Annotated in this window: 15 protein-coding genes; 9 read left to right on the top strand and 6 right to left on the bottom strand. The window is 63.9% G+C overall.

Annotation, left to right across the window (positions count from 1 at the left end; genetic code table 11):
* Nucleotides 1-6: 6 nt before the first annotated feature.
* Entirely contained in the window at nucleotides 7-747 is a 741-nt protein-coding gene (locus CLM60_RS16855; protein WP_095590263.1) for an N-formylglutamate amidohydrolase, read from the bottom strand.
* Nucleotides 748-884: 137 nt separating this feature from the next.
* Here CLM60_RS16855 and pyk point away from each other — a divergent pair, with 137 nt between their 5' ends.
* The 9 genes from pyk (at nucleotide 885) to CLM60_RS16810 (ending at nucleotide 9,210) form a co-directional block, all read left to right on the top strand.
* Nucleotides 885-2,330 (top strand): pyruvate kinase, encoded by a 1,446-nt coding sequence (gene pyk, locus CLM60_RS16850; RefSeq protein WP_095590262.1) that lies wholly within the window; start codon nucleotides 885-887, stop codon nucleotides 2,328-2,330.
* Between the two features lie 30 nt (nucleotides 2,331-2,360).
* Nucleotides 2,361-2,585 carry a hypothetical protein gene (locus CLM60_RS16845; RefSeq protein ID WP_095590261.1) on the top strand — a complete coding sequence of 75 codons (225 nt, stop codon included), beginning with the start codon at nucleotides 2,361-2,363 and terminating at the stop codon, nucleotides 2,583-2,585.
* A 112-nt stretch (nucleotides 2,586-2,697) separates the two neighbouring features.
* A complete protein-coding gene (rpmI, locus tag CLM60_RS16840) occupies nucleotides 2,698-2,898 on the top strand; it encodes a 50S ribosomal protein L35 (protein ID WP_095590260.1) in 201 nt (66 codons plus the stop codon).
* A 12-nt stretch (nucleotides 2,899-2,910) separates the two neighbouring features.
* The gene (rplT, locus tag CLM60_RS16835; protein ID WP_095590259.1) at nucleotides 2,911-3,273 is read left to right on the top strand and encodes a 50S ribosomal protein L20; all 363 of its coding nucleotides are present in this window, start codon (nucleotides 2,911-2,913) and stop codon (nucleotides 3,271-3,273) included.
* Nucleotides 3,274-3,413: 140 nt separating this feature from the next.
* Nucleotides 3,414-4,829 carry a TrkH family potassium uptake protein gene (locus tag CLM60_RS16830; RefSeq protein ID WP_095590258.1) on the top strand — a complete coding sequence of 472 codons (1,416 nt, stop codon included), beginning with the start codon at nucleotides 3,414-3,416 and terminating at the stop codon, nucleotides 4,827-4,829.
* Nucleotides 4,830-4,927: 98 nt separating this feature from the next.
* The gene (pheS, locus tag CLM60_RS16825; RefSeq protein WP_095590257.1) at nucleotides 4,928-6,001 is read left to right on the top strand and encodes a phenylalanine--tRNA ligase subunit alpha; all 1,074 of its coding nucleotides are present in this window, start codon (nucleotides 4,928-4,930) and stop codon (nucleotides 5,999-6,001) included.
* Nucleotides 6,001-6,372, top strand: a complete 372-nt coding sequence (locus tag CLM60_RS16820) for a DUF2513 domain-containing protein (RefSeq protein ID WP_095590256.1) — start codon at nucleotides 6,001-6,003, stop codon at nucleotides 6,370-6,372. The genes pheS and CLM60_RS16820 overlap by 1 nt, the downstream gene beginning before the upstream one ends.
* Complete coding sequence (gene pheT, locus CLM60_RS16815; protein ID WP_095590255.1) at nucleotides 6,369-8,759, top strand: phenylalanine--tRNA ligase subunit beta; 2,391 nt, start codon at nucleotides 6,369-6,371, stop codon at nucleotides 8,757-8,759. Before CLM60_RS16820 ends, pheT begins: the two co-directional genes overlap by 4 nt.
* A 4-nt stretch (nucleotides 8,760-8,763) precedes the next feature.
* Entirely contained in the window at nucleotides 8,764-9,210 is a 447-nt protein-coding gene (locus CLM60_RS16810; RefSeq protein WP_095590254.1) for a YtoQ family protein, read from the top strand.
* Between the two features lie 32 nt (nucleotides 9,211-9,242).
* On the opposite strand, the gene CLM60_RS16805 is transcribed toward CLM60_RS16810, so the two are convergent.
* The 5 genes from CLM60_RS16805 to CLM60_RS16785 form a co-directional block, all read right to left on the bottom strand.
* A complete protein-coding gene (locus tag CLM60_RS16805; protein WP_141246548.1) occupies nucleotides 9,243-10,040 on the bottom strand; it encodes a hypothetical protein in 798 nt (265 codons plus the stop codon).
* Between the two features lie 186 nt (nucleotides 10,041-10,226).
* Nucleotides 10,227-11,018 carry an FAD binding domain-containing protein gene (locus tag CLM60_RS16800; protein ID WP_095590252.1) on the bottom strand — a complete coding sequence of 264 codons (792 nt, stop codon included), beginning with the start codon at nucleotides 11,016-11,018 and terminating at the stop codon, nucleotides 10,227-10,229.
* Nucleotides 11,019-11,032: 14 nt separating this feature from the next.
* The gene (locus CLM60_RS16795) at nucleotides 11,033-13,375 is read right to left on the bottom strand and encodes a xanthine dehydrogenase family protein molybdopterin-binding subunit (RefSeq protein ID WP_217983303.1); all 2,343 of its coding nucleotides are present in this window, start codon (nucleotides 13,373-13,375) and stop codon (nucleotides 11,033-11,035) included.
* Between the two features lie 22 nt (nucleotides 13,376-13,397).
* The gene (locus CLM60_RS16790) at nucleotides 13,398-13,868 is read right to left on the bottom strand and encodes a (2Fe-2S)-binding protein (RefSeq protein ID WP_095590250.1); all 471 of its coding nucleotides are present in this window, start codon (nucleotides 13,866-13,868) and stop codon (nucleotides 13,398-13,400) included.
* Between the two features lie 291 nt (nucleotides 13,869-14,159).
* The gene (locus tag CLM60_RS16785; protein WP_095590249.1) at nucleotides 14,160-15,380 is read right to left on the bottom strand and encodes a vWA domain-containing protein; all 1,221 of its coding nucleotides are present in this window, start codon (nucleotides 15,378-15,380) and stop codon (nucleotides 14,160-14,162) included.
* Nucleotides 15,381-15,383 lie beyond the last annotated feature (3 nt).

The raw sequence follows: 15,383 nt of genomic DNA, 5'->3' as shown, positions 1-15,383 counted from the left end.
CTCGGGTCAAAGATTGGCGGTTTTCAGCACATCTTCAAGGATCGGCGCCAATCGCGCGGCCCAGGCGTTCTGTTCGGCCTGTTCTTCGATCAGGTCATTGCGCAGCTCGATCAGGACGTTGTGGCGCCCGGTGCGGATGGCGTGACGGTCGACGGAATCGCCCGGAAGGTGCCCGCCATAGGGTTCGTTCTGGCCCACGCACAGATCGGGTTCCTGCCGCAGCCGGTCGATCAGCGGCCGCGCCAGCCGCTGGTCTTCGCCATGCAGGATGCCGATATGCCAGGGCCGCTTTGGCCGCCCCTGAAGCTGCGGGGTGAAGCTGTGGATCGGCAGCAGGATCGGGTCGTCGCGCTGCGCCAGCAGATCGGCCACCGCCGCGTGATAGGGGCGATGGCAACGGTCCAGCCGCATCTCGCGCTCGGTCGCGTCGGCATGGCGGTTGGCGGGGATGATCGAGCCGTCGTAAAGCCGCATCAGCAGGGTCGGGTCATCCTCGCCCCGGTTGGGGTCGATCACCAGGCGCGAGAAATGCGACAGGATCGCGGGCGCATCCAGAAGCTCGGCCAGACGGCGGGTCACGCCGGCGGCCCCCACGTCATAGGCAATGTGGCGGTTCATGTCGTGATCGGGCAGGCCCAGCGTGCCGTCATGCACGAAGTCGGGCACATGGTTGGTGGCGTGATCGCACGTCACCACCCAGCGCGATCCGCGATCCGCGCCAAGGATTTCAAACGGTTGATAGGTCATGGGCCGTGTCAATATTTCGAAACACTTGTCCCTTATGCCAATCGCGGGGAAAGCACCAGTTGTCAGATGCGCCGAATTCGGCCATTAAGAAGTTGGTCTGGCCCACCACGAAAACTGAATGGAAATGACGCGACGGTATGAGACGACTTCGCAATGTAAAAATCGTGGCCACGCTGGGGCCGGCCTCTGACACCTATGACATGATCCGGGCACTGTTCGAAGCGGGCGCCGATGTGTTCCGTCTGAACATGAGCCACGGCAGCCATGACGAGATCCGCGAACGCCACCGGATCATCCGCCAGATCGAACAGGACGTGGACCGCCCGATTGCCATTCTGGCCGATTTGCAGGGCCCCAAGCTGCGCTGTGGCGTGTTCGCGGGCGACAGCGAGGAGCTGGCCGAGGGGCAGGCGTTCCGCTTTGACCTGGACCCGGCCGAAGGCGACGCAAGCCGCGTCTGCCTGCCACATCCCGAGATCTTTCAGGCGCTGAAGCCGGGCTCGACCCTGTTGGTCAATGACGGCAAGATCCGGGTGCGGGTCGAAACCTGTGGCGCCGATTTCGCCGATTGCACCGTGGTGACGGGCGGGACGATTTCCAACCGCAAGGGCGTGAACGTCCCCGATGTGGTGCTGCCGCTGGCCGCGCTGTCTGAAAAAGACCGCGCCGATCTGGAGTTCGTCTGCGAACTGGGCGTCGACTGGATCGCCCTGTCCTTCGTGCAGCGCCCCGAGGATGTGATCGAGGCGCGCGATCTGGTCTCGGGCCGGGCTGCTGTCCTGTCCAAGATCGAAAAGCCCGCCGCGGTCACGGCCTTTGACGACATCCTGGCGGTCAGCGACGGGATCATGGTGGCCCGTGGCGATCTGGGCGTCGAGCTGCCGGTGCAGAACGTGCCGCCGATCCAGAAGCGCCTGGTCCGGGGCAGCCGCGCGGCGGCCAAGCCGGTGATCGTGGCCACCCAGATGCTGGAAAGCATGATCGACAGCCCCGTTCCGACCCGGGCCGAGGTGTCGGATGTGGCAACCGCGATCTATGAGGGCGCCGATGCGGTGATGCTGTCGGCCGAAAGCGCCGCCGGCTCCTATCCGATCGAGGCGGTGACGACGATGAACAACGTCGCCCAGGAGATCGAGAGCGACGCCACCTATCGCGAGATCATGGAGGCCAGCCGCACCGCCAAGCGCACATCCGTTGCCGACGGGATCGTGTCGGCCGCGCGCGAGATCGCCGAGACCACGGATATCAAGGCGATCTGCTGTTTCACCCATTCCGGCACCACCGCGTCGCTGACGGCGCGCGAACGGCCGCGCGTGCCGATCCTGGCGCTGACCCCGTTTGAACGGACGGCCCGGCGGCTTTGCCTGACCTGGGGCACGAATTGCCATTACTCGGGCGATGTGCAGCGGTTCAAGATGGCGGTGGTGGGCGCGGCCCGCGCGGCCCGCAAAGGTGGTTTCGCGACCGAGGAGGATCAGATCGTGGTTGTGGCAGGTGTGCCCTTCAACGTGCCGGGAACAACCAATATTCTGCGAATCGCTCCCTGCGAAGAAAGATTGATTTTCAGCACCGATCCCGAATAATAAGGGCCATTATAAAACCCGGAGGCGGGCATGAATGGCGATTACTATCTGGTGGCGGGCATCATCGCGGGCGTTCTGGCGGCGCCCGCGCTTCTTGGGGCCTTTGCCGAAAGCCGCCCGCCACGGGCGGCGGCAGTGCTGGTGCTGATCTGCGGCGGGCTGATCACGCTGGCGCTGATGAACAACCCCAAGGGATATGCGATGAACGATGTCCCCAAAGCCTTTGTGCGGGTGTTCGGGGAACTGGTGCAATAATTGACTTGCCTTGCGGGGCTGCAGCCCGTATACGGCGCCTCTCAATTGGTGTGGCCGGCCCCAGAGGCATGCCGAGCCGCATCGACACCGCCCGAACTTCAAGGAGACGGAAATGCCCAAGATGAAGACCAAGTCGAGCTGCAAGAAGCGGTTCAAGGTGACGGCCAATGGCCGCGTCAAGACCGGCCAGGCCGGCAAGCGCCACGGCATGATCAAACGCACCACCAAATTCATCCGCAATGCTCGCGGCACCACCACGCTGTCGGCTCCTGACGAGAAAATCGTCAAGTCGATGATGCCCTATTCGCGCTAAGGAGGGTCGGAGATGTCGAGAGTCAAAGGCGGAACCACCACGCACGCACGCCACAAGAAGGTGATCAAGGCCGCCAAGGGTTACTATGGCCGCCGCAAGAACGCCTTCCGCACCGCGACGCAAGCCGTCGACAAGGCGAACCAATACGCAACCCGCGACCGGAAACAGCGCAAGCGGAATTTCCGCGCCCTGTGGATCCAGCGGATCAACGCCGCCGTGCGCAGCCATGACGAGGCGCTGACCTATAGCCGCTTCATCAACGGTCTGTCGCTGGCCGGGATCGAGGTCGACCGCAAGGTCCTGGCCGATCTGGCCGTGAACGAACCCGATGCGTTCGGCGCAATCGTCGACAAGGCGAAGGCCGCACTGGCATAAACCTCGCAACGATCGAGGGACAGTTGGAAAGCCGCGGACCTTCGGGTGCCGCGGCTTTTCAGTTTCAGGGCATGTTCGGTCATTGCCTTGAGCGGGGCAAAGCGCCAATGTGACGCTGTTTGACGTGGAAATGCGCTTCGATGGGTTTCGTCGTATTCGTCAATGGTATTGTGATCCTGTTCACCGCCTGTCTGATGGGGGTGGATGCGCTGTTGTTTCACGACACCGCCGAGCAGTTCGGGGAAGGGTTCCTGCTGACGGGCCTTGTCGGGGTGTCGCTGTGCCTGGCGGCATCGCGCAGGGCAACCGGGCTGGAGCAGCGGCACACCTTCCTTCTGACGTCCAGCGTGTGGATGACCGCTGCCCTGACTGGGGCGCTGCCGATGTATCTGTGGGGGATGACCCCCGCCGATGCGGTGTTCGAGGCGATGTCGGGCATCACCACCACGGGCTCGACCGTGATGTCGGGGCTGGAACAGACGCCGCGCGGCATCCTGCTGTGGCGGGCGATTCTGCAGGCGCTTGGCGGGGTCGGCTTTGTCGTGACCGGCATGGCGCTGCTGCCGATCCTGCAGGTTGGCGGGATGCAACTGTATCAGACCGAAAGCTCGGAACGAGGCGAAAAGCAGCTGCGCAATGCGGCGGCCTTCGCCATGGCCACGCTGGTGGTCTATCTGGGGCTGATGCTGCTTTGTGGCGCGCTTTATGCGTTGGGGGGCATGTCGCCCTTTGACGCGGTCACCCATGCGATGACCACCATGTCCTCGGGCGGGTATTCGAACTATGACAGCTCGTTCGGGCATTTCGACAGTGGCTATCTGCAATGGGTGGCCACGGTCTTCATGCTGGGGGCTGGGCTGCCCTTTGCCTGGTATATCCGCGCCGTGATGCGGGGGATCTGGCGCTCGGAACAGGTGCTGATGATGCTGCGCAGCCTGGGCGTGGTGATCGGGCTGCTCACCCTGTGGCTGGTGCTGGCCGACCACCGCCCGTTTGCCGAGGCGCTGCGCCTGGTCGCCTTCAACGTGGTGTCGGTCGTCACGACCACGGGCTATGCCACGACCGATTACCTGACCTGGGGGCCGGTCGCGGTGGCGGCGTTCTTTCTGCTGACGGCGGTGGGCGGCTGCACCGGGTCCACGGCGGGCGGGGCCAAGGCGATGCGCTGGGTCATCCTGGCCCGCGTGATCAAGACCTGGATACGCCGCATCCGCCATCCCCACGGCATCTTCGTCGTCCGGTACGAGGGGCGTGCCGTGTCCGAAGAGGTCCTGTCCGGGGTCATGGCGTTTTTCGTCATCTATGTGGTGACCGTATCGGTGCTGGCGGTGGCGCTGGATTTCGACGGGCTGGATTTTTCCACCGCCCTGTCGGGGGCGCTGACGGCGGTGGCCAATGTGGGGCCGGGGGTGGGGGGCATCATCGGCCCGGCGGGCAACTTCGCCACGCTATCGGACGAATCCAAGGTGATGCTGGCCTTTGGCATGTTCGCCGGACGGCTTGAGATGTTCACTGTCTTCGTGCTGTTCCTGCCCCGTTTCTGGCGCGCGTTCTAGGACCGCGCCCCTGAAAACCCGGGCTTTGGCGGCAGCATTGCTTGCACGTTCCCGCCCATCGCTTTAGGTGAAGCCTGAACTTGTTGGAGGTCCGCGCCATGGACGATCTGAAATCGAAATATCTGGGCCTGATCGCTGATGCCGGTGACGAGGCCGCGCTGGAGGATCTGCGCGTGCAGGCCGTCGGCAAGAAGGGCGAGGTCAGCCTGAAGATGCGCGAGCTGGGCAAGATGTCGCCCGAGGAACGCCAGGTCATGGGGCCGAAGCTGAACGCGCTGAAGGACGAGATCAACAGCGCGCTGTCCGCCAAGAAATCCGCGCTGGCCGATGCAGCACTTGATGAACGGCTGCGCGGCGAATGGCTGGATGTCACGCTGCCCGGCCGTCCGGCGCGTCAGGGCACCATCCACCCGGTCAGCCAGGTCACCGAAGAGGTCACCGCGATCTTTGCCGATATGGGCTTTGCCGTGGCCGAGGGCCCGCAGATCGAGGATGACTGGCACAATTTCGATGCGCTGAACATCCCGCCCGAACACCCCGCGCGACAGGAACACGATACGTTCTTCATGCACCGTGCCGATGGCGACAACCGCCCGCCGCATGTGCTGCGCACCCATACCAGCCCGGTGCAGATCCGCGCGCTTCAGGCCCAGGGCGCGCCCATCCGAGTGATCGCACCCGGTCGCGTCTATCGCTGCGACTATGACCAGACCCACACGCCGATGTTCCACCAGGTCGAGGGGCTGGCCATCGACCGCGATATCTCGATGGCAAACCTGAAATGGGTGCTTGAGGAATTCTGCCGCGCCTATTTCGAGGTCGACAAGGTCGAGCTGCGCTTCCGCGCGTCGCACTTCCCCTTTACTGAGCCGTCGGCCGAGGTCGACCTGCGCTGTTCGTGGCAGGACGGCACGCTGAAAGTGGGCGAGGGCGACGATTGGATGGAAATCCTCGGTTCCGGCATGGTCCACCCCAAGGTGTTGGCCGCCGGTGGCATCGACCCGGACCAGTGGCAGGGCTTTGCCTTTGGCCTGGGGATCGACCGGATCGCCATGCTGAAATACGGCATCCCCGACCTGCGCGCGTTCTTCGACAGCGACCTGCGCTGGCTGCGCCATTACGGGTTCGCGAGCCTGGACCAGCCGACCCTGCGCGGGGGGCTGAGTAGGTAATGCCAAAGCGAGATTTGGATCGAATGAGAGAACTTCTGCTTTTGGCAGAGGCTACCGAAATTCAGTCGTGGGACGAGGATGAAACCGGCTACGTCGATTTTCAGACAGAGCTCATGCCTGGAGATGGGTATCAGTTGGTCCAGATGCGAGATGCTGGCTGGATAGAAGGTGAAGATGCAAACTTTGGCTGTTTTCGAATTACTGGTGTCGGCCATGAATACCTTGATGCTGTCCGCGACCAAGGCATTTGGAAAAGCACAAAGGAAGCTATAGCCGAAACGGGAGGTAGCGCGGCGCTCGAAATCGTGAAAGCGCTCGCCACTGGCTTCATGAAAAAGAAGATTCATCAGCATACAGGATTCGATCTATGAAATTCACCCTCTCCTGGCTGAAAGACCACCTGGAAACCGAGGCCTCGCTTGACGAGATCCTCTATGCCCTGACCGATCTGGGGCTGGAGGTCGAAGGCGTGGAAAACCCGGCCGAGGCGCTGTCGACCTTCACCCTCGCCAAGGTCAAATCGGCCACCCAGCACCCCGATGCCGACCGCCTGCGCGTCTGCGTTGTCGACACGGACGAGGGCGAAAAGCAGATCGTCTGCGGCGCCCCCAATGCGCGCGAGGGCATCACCGTGGTTCTGGCCAAGCCGGGCGATTATGTGCCGGGCATCGACGTGACGCTGAGCGTGGGCAAGATCCGGGGCGTGGAAAGCCATGGCATGATGGCCTCCATGCGCGAGCTGGAGCTGGGCGACGATCACGACGGCATCATCGAGCTGCCTTCGGGCACGGTCGGCCAGAAATTCGCCGACTGGCTGGCGGAAAACGATCCGGCCAAGGTTGACCCGGTGATCGAGATCGCGATCACCCCCAACCGCCCCGATGCGCTGGGGGTTCATGGCGTCGCGCGCGATCTGGCCGCGCGGGGTCTGGGCACGCTGAAACCGCTGAAGGCCGAACAGGTGCCGGGCAGCTTCGCCAACCCGATCCCGGTGACGATTGCCGATGCGGATGGCTGCCATGTCTTTGCCGGGCGCCTGATCAAGGGCGTGAAAAACGGCCCCAGCCCCGCGTGGCTGCAGGACCGGTTGCGCGCCATCGGCCTGCGCCCGATCTCGGCGCTGGTCGATGTGACGAACTTCTTCACCTATGACCGCAACCGCCCGCTGCACGTCTTCGACGCGGCCAAGGTGGAAAGCGGCCTGACCGTGCACCGCGCCAAGGGCGGCGAGGAACTGGTGGCGCTGGATGACAAGACCTATGCCCTGCCCGAAGGCGCGATGGTGATCTCGGCCGATGGTAAGGTGGAAAGCATCGCTGGCATCATGGGCGGGCTGGAAACCGGCGTAACGGGCGACACCACGGATGTCTACCTCGAGGCCGCTGTCTGGAACACGTTGGATATCGCTGCGGCGGGCCGGGCGCTGAAGATCAACTCTGACGCGCGGTATCGCAACGAACGCGGGATCGACCCGGCCTATAACGCGCAAGCGATCGAGGATGCCACGCGGATGATCCTGGATCTGTGCGGGGGTGAGGCGTCCGAGGTGATCACCGCTGGCGCCGCGCCGGTGGTGGACCGTGCCTACAAGCTGGATACCGACCGGGTGCAGTCGCTGGTGGGGATGGAAATCCCGGCCGCCGAACAGCGCGCCACGCTGACCGCCCTGGGCTTCACGCTGGATGGCGACATGGTGACCCCGCCCAGCTGGCGCCCCGATGTGCTGGGCGAGGCCGATCTGGTCGAGGAAGTCGCGCGCATCGCGTCCCTGACCAAGCTGGAAGGCAAGCCCATGGCGCGGGCACAGGTGGGCGTGCCGCGCCCGATCCTGACGCCGATGCAGAAACGCGAGGGGATCGCGCGGCGCACCATCGCGGCGCTGGGCTACAATGAATGCGTGACCTATTCCTTCATCGACCAGGCCGCCGCGGCGCTGTTCGATGGCGGCGATGACGCCACGATGCTGGAAAACCCGATCTCGTCCGAGATGAGCCATATGCGCCCCTCGCTGCTGCCCGGCCTGCTGCAGGCCGCCGCACGAAACCAGGCGCGCGGCTTCATGGACCTGGCGCTGTTCGAGGTTGGCCCGGCCTTCCACGGCGGCGAACCGGGCGAGCAGCATTTGCAGGCCAGCGGCATCCTGATCGGCCATACCGGGCCCAAGGACGTGCATGGCGCGCGCCGGGCGGTCGATGTCTATGACGCCAAGGCCGATGCCGAGGCCGCGCTGGCCGCCATCGGCGCCCCCGCCAAGGTGCAGATCCTGCGCGGGGCCGAAGGCTGGTGGCATCCGGGCCGCCACGGGCGCATCTGCCTGGGCCCGAAAAAGGTGCTGGGCGTCTTTGGCGAGCTGCACCCAAAGGTGCTGGCCGCGCTGGACGTCAAGGGCCCGGCGGTGGGCTTCACCCTGCTGCTGGAAGAGCCGCCCTTCCCGAAAAAGAAATCCGCCACCCGCCCCGCGCTGGAACTGCGCGACCTGCAGGCGGTGGAACGCGATTTCGCCTTTGTCGTCGATGCGGATGTCGAGGCGCTGACGCTGGTCAACGCCGCCGCCGGGGCCGACAAGGCGCTGGTCGAGGATGTGCGCGTCTTCGACGAGTTCATCGGCGGGTCGCTGGGCGAGGGCAAGAAATCGCTGGCCATCACCGTGCGCCTGCAACCCACCGACAAGACCCTGACCGAAGAACAGATCGAAGCCGTCGGCGCCAAGATCGTCGACAAGGTGGCCAAGGCCACCGGCGGCACATTGCGAGGCTAGGGCGATGCTGAAGGTCTATCTCTCGGGCGAGATCCACACCGACTGGCGCGAACAGATCATCGCCGGCGCGCAGGGGCCGGATGTCAGCTTCAGCGCGCCGGTCACCGATCACGCGGCCAGCGACGATTGCGGCGTGGCGATCCTGGGCGCCGAGCCGGACAAGTTCTGGCACGACCACAAGGGCGCCAAGCTGAACGCGATCCGCACCCGCAAGGGGATCGAGGACGCCGATGTGGTCGTGGTGCGCTTCGGCGACAAGTACAAGCAATGGAACGCGGCCTTCGACGCAGGCTATGCCGCCGCCCTGGGCAAATCGCTGATTGTGCTACATGGCCCCGACCATCAACACGCGCTGAAAGAGGTCGACGCCGCCGCCCTGGCCGTGGCCGAAACGCCTGAACAGGTGGTGCAGATGCTGCGCTATGTGCTGACGGGGGCGCTGCCGGGGTAGGGGGCGCTGCCCTACTATCCTATTCGGTTTCACTACCTCTGTTTTTGCAGCGAAGCGAAGTGATCAAAAGCCGAAAAAACAAGTTCCCGTTGCGCGGATTTTTCGAAGTCAAAACAGATCACATCGAGTCTTCCAGAATTATCAAGATACCACGTTGCTTCTCCCAGATCATAGGGCTGAGAAGATGCCGTGTTGGTGATGTGAAAGATTAATCCATTTGCAAAAATTCGAAAAATTTTCTCGATGTTTCCATTTGGAAAAGCCATTTCATGGGTCACTGGCGTAAGATTGTGCAATGCACCTTTTGACGCAAACTGAATAACTCTGATCGGAAAAATCGTAGGATCAAACTCGTTGTGCCCCAGAATTACTTGCCTAGCTTGTTCGAGAAGTGTCTCAGGAACCTGAAAGCTTTGCATATCCGCCATTTGAGAAGCGCCCGCACGCCAGAGGATGCTGGTTGCGAATTTAGCCAGCGCCGCGTGATTGACATCGCTAAGGGTTCTTAGCCCAATTGCTCCCCCAGCCTTCAACGGCTGCATTTCAAGTTCATCAGCATCTGCCCAATACTTCCAAGCAAGTTTCAGGCGTCTAATTTCTTTTATTGCGTCATCGTCTATAGACGCGAGGATGTCTTCGCCTTTTCGAATTACGAGCCGCTGGTCGTACCAACTGTCAAAGCGCTTTATGGGACGTTCTTGTCCGTCCGTTTGAACCATCGCGCCTCCCGAAACCTCTTTTGGTGTCAAGGCCTTTGGGAGAATATGAGATTTGACGAATATCCCGGATTTTTTTGTGAGCCTGCAAACTCCAGCTTCACGCTTCTTCATAAGAACCCAGTCCAGCCAATCAGAGATTTGTAACTTCACATAGCGTGATCGTATCAGAGACGGAAGAAGACATCCGGGCCTTCCAATTGAACGGCATTCCCGCCGCTTAATACTGTCACATGAAAAAGCGCCCCCGCCAATCCAGCGAGGGTGCCGCAATCTTCACCCGTCTCTACCGTCGCGCGGCTACCCCGCAACCGCGCGCTTTGCCATCACCTTAATCAGGTTCGCGCGATAGGCGGGGTCGGCGTGGATGTCGGTCATAAGCCCGTCGGAGGAGACCTCGACCCCGTCCACCGCATCCGCCGACCAGTTGGCCGACAGCGCGGCCTCCAGCCCATCGTGGCGGAAAACGCCGTCCTCGCCCGCGCCGGTTATGGCCACGCGTGCGCCGTCGGCGGTCTGAGCCACGAAGACCCCCACCAGCGCAAAGAGCGACGCGGGCTGCCGGAACTTGGCATAGCCTGCTGCGGCGGGTTTGGGGATGCGCACGGCGGTGATGATCTCGTTTTCCTCAAGCGCCGTGGTGAAGAGCCCCTCGAAGAACTCATCTGCCGCGATCTCGCGCGCGTTGGTGACGATGGTGGCGCCCAAGGCCAGCAGGGCGGCGGGGTAATCCGCCGCCGGGTCGTTATTGGCGATCGACCCGCCGATGGTGCCCGCCTGACGGACCATCGGATCGCCGATTCCGGCCGCCAGACAGGCCAGCGCGGGGCACAGGCCAAGCACGGTGTCGCTCGCGGCGACCTCGGCATGGGTGGTGGCGGCGCCGATGACCAGAGTGTCGCCATCGGCCGTGACGCCCTTCATCCCGTCGATGGCGCGGATGTCGACCAGAACGTCCGGCGCGGCCAGGTGCTGTTTCATCGTCGCGATCAGCGTCATGCCGCCCGCCAGGAACTTGCCATCCTCGCCCCCCGCCAGCGCGGCGATTGCGTCGTCGACCGAAGCGGCCTTGTGATATTTCGTCGGATACATGGTTTTCCCCTGTCTCAGTTGGCCGCTTGCAACGCTTTCCACACGGCTTGCGGTGTGGCGGGCATGGCCAGGTTGTTGTTGCCGATGGCGTCGGTGATGGCGTTGATCACGGCCGGCGGTGTGCCGATGGCCCCGGCCTCGCCGCAGCCCTTGATCCCCAGCGGGTTGCCCGGACAGACGGTCGAGGCATGGTGCACGCCATAGGACGGCAAATCCGCCGCCCGGGGCATCGCATAATCCATGTAGGAGCCGGTGATCAGCTGCCCCTCGTCGTCATAGACGACCTGTTCCAGCATCGCCTGACCCACGCCCTGGGCGATGCCGCCATGGACCTGGCCCTCGACGATCATCGGGTTGATGATGGTGCCGAAATCGTCCGAGGCTGTGAACTGCACGATCTCGGTCACGCCGGTTTCGGGGTCGACCTCGACCTCGCAGATGTAAGTACCGGCGGGGAAGGTGAAGTTGGACGGGTCATAGAACGCGCCCTCTTTCAGGCCGGGTTCCATGTCGGGCGGCAGGTTGTGCGCGGTATAGGCCGACAGGCCCACCTCGTGCCAGGCCATCGCCTTGTCGGTGCCTGCGACCTTGACCTCGCCGCCTTCGATCACGATGTCGGCCTCGGACGCTTCCAGTACATGGGCGGCGATCTTTTTCACCTTGGCCTCGACCTTGTCCATCGCCTTGACGATGGCCGACATGCCGACCGCGCCGGAACGCGAGCCATAGGTGCCCATGCCGAACTGTACCTTGTCGGTGTCGCCATGCACGATCGACACGTTCTCGATCGGGATGCCGAAGCGTTCGGCGACGATCTGGGCAAAGGTTGTCTCGTGCCCCTGGCCGTGGCTGTGGCTGCCGGTCAGCACCTCGATCGTGCCCACGGGGTTGACCCGCACCTCGGCCGACTCCCAAAGGCCCACACCGGCGCCCAATGATCCGACCGCCGCCGACGGCGCAATGCCGCAAGCCTCGATATAGGATGAATAGCCGATCCCGCGCAGCTTGCCGCGGCTCGCGGCCTCGGCCTTGCGGGTGGCGAAGCCCGCCACATCGGCGGCCTGCATCGCCTGATCCAGGTTGGCGCCGAAATCGCCGGAGTCATAGGTCATGATGACCGGCGTTTCATGCGGGAAGCTGCGCACGAAATTCGCGCGGCGCAGCTCGGCCGGGTCCTTGCCCATTTCCCGCGCGGCGGTCTCCATCATCCGCTCGATCAGGTAACACGCCTCGGGGCGGCCCGCGCCGCGATAGGCATCGACCGGCACGGTGTTGGTATAGACCCCGCGCACGTTGCAATGGATGTTGGCGATATCGTACTGGCCCGACAGCAGGGTTGCGTACAGGTATGTCGGCACCGCGCTGGAAAAGAGCGACATATAGGCGCCGAAATTGGCAATCGTGTCGACCTTGAGGCCCACCACCTTGCCATCCGCGTCAAAGCCCATCTTCGCGGTCGAGATATGGTCGCGCCCGTGCGCGTCGGTCAGGAACGCCTCGGACCGGTCCGAGGTCCATTTTACCGACCGTTGCGTTTTCATCGACGCCCAAAGACAGGTGATCTCTTCGGGGTAGATATAGATCTTGGCGCCAAAGCCGCCGCCCACATCGGGCGCGATCACCCGCAGCTTGTGTTCCGGCGCGACGTTATAGAAGGCCGACAGCACCAGGCGGGCCACATGCGGGTTCTGGCTGGTGGTATAGAGCGTATAGTGATCCTCAGCCGTGTCATAGGTCGCAACGGCGGAGCGCGGCTCCATCGGGTTGGGCGACAGGCGGTTGTTGGTCAGCGCCATTTCGGTCACATGGGCGGCCCCGGCAAGGGCGGCATCGGTTGCCGCCGCATCGCCGATTTCCCAGTCATAGATCAGGTTGCCGGGCGCGTTGTCGTGGATTTGCGGCGCGCCATCCGCCAGCGCCTTGTCGGCGGTGGCCACGGCAGGCAGCATGTCGTAATCGACCACCACCGCCTCGGCTGCGATCCGGGCCTGGGCCTGGGTTTCGGCGATGACGACGGCCACCGCGTCGCCGACATAGCGGACCTTTTCGGTGGCCAGCGCCGACCAGGCGCCCATGTTCATCGGGCTGCCGTCTTTCGAGGTGACGGCCCAGCCGCAGATGATGTTGCCGATCCCGTCGCCGGTCAGCTGCTTTCCGTTCAGAACGTCGATCACACCGTCCATCGCCAGCGCGTCGCTGGTGTCGATGCTCGCGATCCGGGCATGGGCGTGCGGGCTGCGGACAAAGGCGGCATAGGCCTGATTGTCGGTGCGGATGTCGTCGGTATACCGGCCCTTGCCGGTGATGAAACGCTTGTCCTCCTTGCGCGGGACACGGGCGCCGATTCCTGTACTCATGATCCGATCCTCCCTGATGCGGTCACATCTTTGCCGCGGCGGATTCCACCGCCTTGACGATGTTGTGATAGCCGGTGCAGCGGCAGATATTGCCCTCCAGCTCGTGGCGGATCGCCTTTTCGGTCAGCGTCCGGCCCTCGGCCTTGTAGCGGTTCACGATGTCGACCGAGGCCATGATCATGCCCGGCGTGCAGAACCCGCATTGCAGGCCATGATGTTCGGTGAACGCTTCCTGCATCGGGTGCAGGTCGCCATTGGCCAGCCCCTCGATCGTGGTGACCTGGGCGCCGTCCAGCGCGACGGCCAGCGTGGTGCAGGATTTCGCCGCCTTGCCGTCCACATGCACGACACAGGCGCCGCATTGGCTGGTGTCGCAGCCCACATGGGTCCCGGTCAGGCGCAGATGTTCGCGCAGAAACTCCGACAGCAGCGTTTCATCGGGGATGTCCCGGCTGACGCTTTTGCCGTTAACGGTCAGTGTGATGTTGGTCATGTATTCCTCCCAGAATGGCAGGTCTTGCCGCCTGCATCGTGATGGCCGCCGGGCGATGGGCATGTCCGGCGGGGCCTTTGGCAATGGGCGATCGCACAGCGGCGCTGTCGCGATCGCGGTGCGGGTGTCGGCATTTTCGCGGCGGTGTCAGGCCGCATCCTGCCCGGCCTTGGAAATTGCAAGGCCGCCGAATTCCGTTTGGAAACAGGGACATTCGCAAAGAAACTGGGGTCGAGTGTAAAAGCGGCCAGATTCGGCGCAACTGTTTTTCGTGTCAACTGGGCTTTAGTTCTAACACGCCGCCAGCAGGCGCTGCTTTTCCGACCCGCCCTGCAGCGCCGCGGCGATCCCGGCCAGGCTGTCCAGCGAATGACAGGCGTGAAAGGAATCGACCAGCGGCAGCAGGGTACGGATGCCTTCGGCCTTGGGTTCGAACCGGTCCCAGCGCAGCAGCGGGTTCAGCCAGATCAGCCGGCGACAGGACAGCGACAGGCGCTCGGCCTCGGCCCGCAGGGTGTTGATATCGCCGCGCTCCAGCCCGTCGGTGATCAGCAGCACGACCGCGCCGCGCCCCAGCACACGCCGCGACCAGTCGCGGTTGAACGCCCGCAGCGCGTCGCCGATCCTTGTGCCGCCCTGCCAGTCCGGCGCGTCCCGTCCCAGCACCTCAAGCGCCGCGTCGATATCGCGCTGCGCCAGCCCGCGCGAAATGTTGGTCAGCCGCGTGCCGAAGGTGAAGCCATGCACCTTGCCCCAGTTCTTGTTCGGCGACCATGTCAGCGCGTGCAGGAAATGCATCATCATCCGCGCATAGACGGTCATCGAGCCCGAGATATCGCAGATCGCCACCAGATCCGGCGGGCGGGGCAGGGGCGCCTTGAGCGCCAGCCGGTCGATTTCCCCCTGACGCCGCACGGCCCGGCGCATCATCCGGCGCAGATCGGGGCGGCTGCCTGTGGGGCGGGCGACGAAGCGCCGGGACCGGACCGGCGGGGCGGGCAGGGTCATCTGACAGATCGCCTGTTCGGCCTGCACCAGCTCGGCGGCGGTCATCTGTTCGAAATCCTGCGCGCGCAGCACCTCGTTCTCCGACCAGCTGAAGCGCATGTCCATGTCCAGCTCTTCCCGCATGGGCGGGTCGGATTTCGCCGGGGCCGCGTCCCACAGCGCCTGCGCCGCGCGGCGTTGGGCGGCATCGGGTTTCGGTGGTGGCGGCGCGGCGACCTGCATCAGCGGCAGCATGGTCTGCAGCAGCCGGTCCAGAAATTCCGGGTCGCGCCAGAACAGGGTGAAGACCTGGTGGAAGGTTTCCAGATGCTTTTGCCGGCAGATCAGCGTGGCGCGCAGCGCGTGATAGAAATCCGCCCGCCGGGTGAAGCCGGTGGCGATGACGGCCTGCAACGCATTCTGGACCTGCGCCGTGCCCACCCGCACCCCGGCCTTGCGCAGCGCATGGGTGAACAGCACGATATTGTCGACCAGCTTGCCATCGGGGCGCGCCGCGTCCGCCACGGC

The organism is Actibacterium ureilyticum (assembly GCF_002285435.1).
Lineage (GTDB): Bacteria > Pseudomonadota > Alphaproteobacteria > Rhodobacterales > Rhodobacteraceae > Actibacterium_C > Actibacterium_C ureilyticum.
The sequence above is the reverse complement of the archived record's forward strand: the minus strand, read 5'-3'. Positions and strand labels throughout refer to the sequence as shown.

What these genes read in the sequence shown, in the direction of transcription:
- CLM60_RS16805 (WP_141246548.1), bottom strand. Translation starts at nt 10,040, where the DNA reads ATGAAGAAGCGTGAAGCTGGAGTTTGCAGGCTCACAAAAAAATCCGGG.
- rpmI (WP_095590260.1), top strand. Translation starts at nt 2,698, where the DNA reads ATGCCCAAGATGAAGACCAAGTCGAGCTGCAAGAAGCGGTTCAAGGTG.
- CLM60_RS16845 (WP_095590261.1), top strand. Translation starts at nt 2,361, where the DNA reads ATGAATGGCGATTACTATCTGGTGGCGGGCATCATCGCGGGCGTTCTG.
- CLM60_RS16790 (WP_095590250.1), bottom strand. Translation starts at nt 13,868, where the DNA reads ATGACCAACATCACACTGACCGTTAACGGCAAAAGCGTCAGCCGGGAC.
- pheS (WP_095590257.1), top strand. Translation starts at nt 4,928, where the DNA reads ATGGACGATCTGAAATCGAAATATCTGGGCCTGATCGCTGATGCCGGT.
- CLM60_RS16795 (WP_217983303.1), bottom strand. Translation starts at nt 13,375, where the DNA reads ATGAGTACAGGAATCGGCGCCCGTGTCCCGCGCAAGGAGGACAAGCGT.
- pheT (WP_095590255.1), top strand. Translation starts at nt 6,369, where the DNA reads ATGAAATTCACCCTCTCCTGGCTGAAAGACCACCTGGAAACCGAGGCC.
- CLM60_RS16800 (WP_095590252.1), bottom strand. Translation starts at nt 11,018, where the DNA reads ATGTATCCGACGAAATATCACAAGGCCGCTTCGGTCGACGACGCAATC.
- CLM60_RS16810 (WP_095590254.1), top strand. Translation starts at nt 8,764, where the DNA reads ATGCTGAAGGTCTATCTCTCGGGCGAGATCCACACCGACTGGCGCGAA.
- pyk (WP_095590262.1), top strand. Translation starts at nt 885, where the DNA reads ATGAGACGACTTCGCAATGTAAAAATCGTGGCCACGCTGGGGCCGGCC.
- CLM60_RS16830 (WP_095590258.1), top strand. Translation starts at nt 3,414, where the DNA reads ATGGGTTTCGTCGTATTCGTCAATGGTATTGTGATCCTGTTCACCGCC.
- CLM60_RS16855 (WP_095590263.1), bottom strand. Translation starts at nt 747, where the DNA reads ATGACCTATCAACCGTTTGAAATCCTTGGCGCGGATCGCGGATCGCGC.
- CLM60_RS16820 (WP_095590256.1), top strand. Translation starts at nt 6,001, where the DNA reads ATGCCAAAGCGAGATTTGGATCGAATGAGAGAACTTCTGCTTTTGGCA.
- rplT (WP_095590259.1), top strand. Translation starts at nt 2,911, where the DNA reads ATGTCGAGAGTCAAAGGCGGAACCACCACGCACGCACGCCACAAGAAG.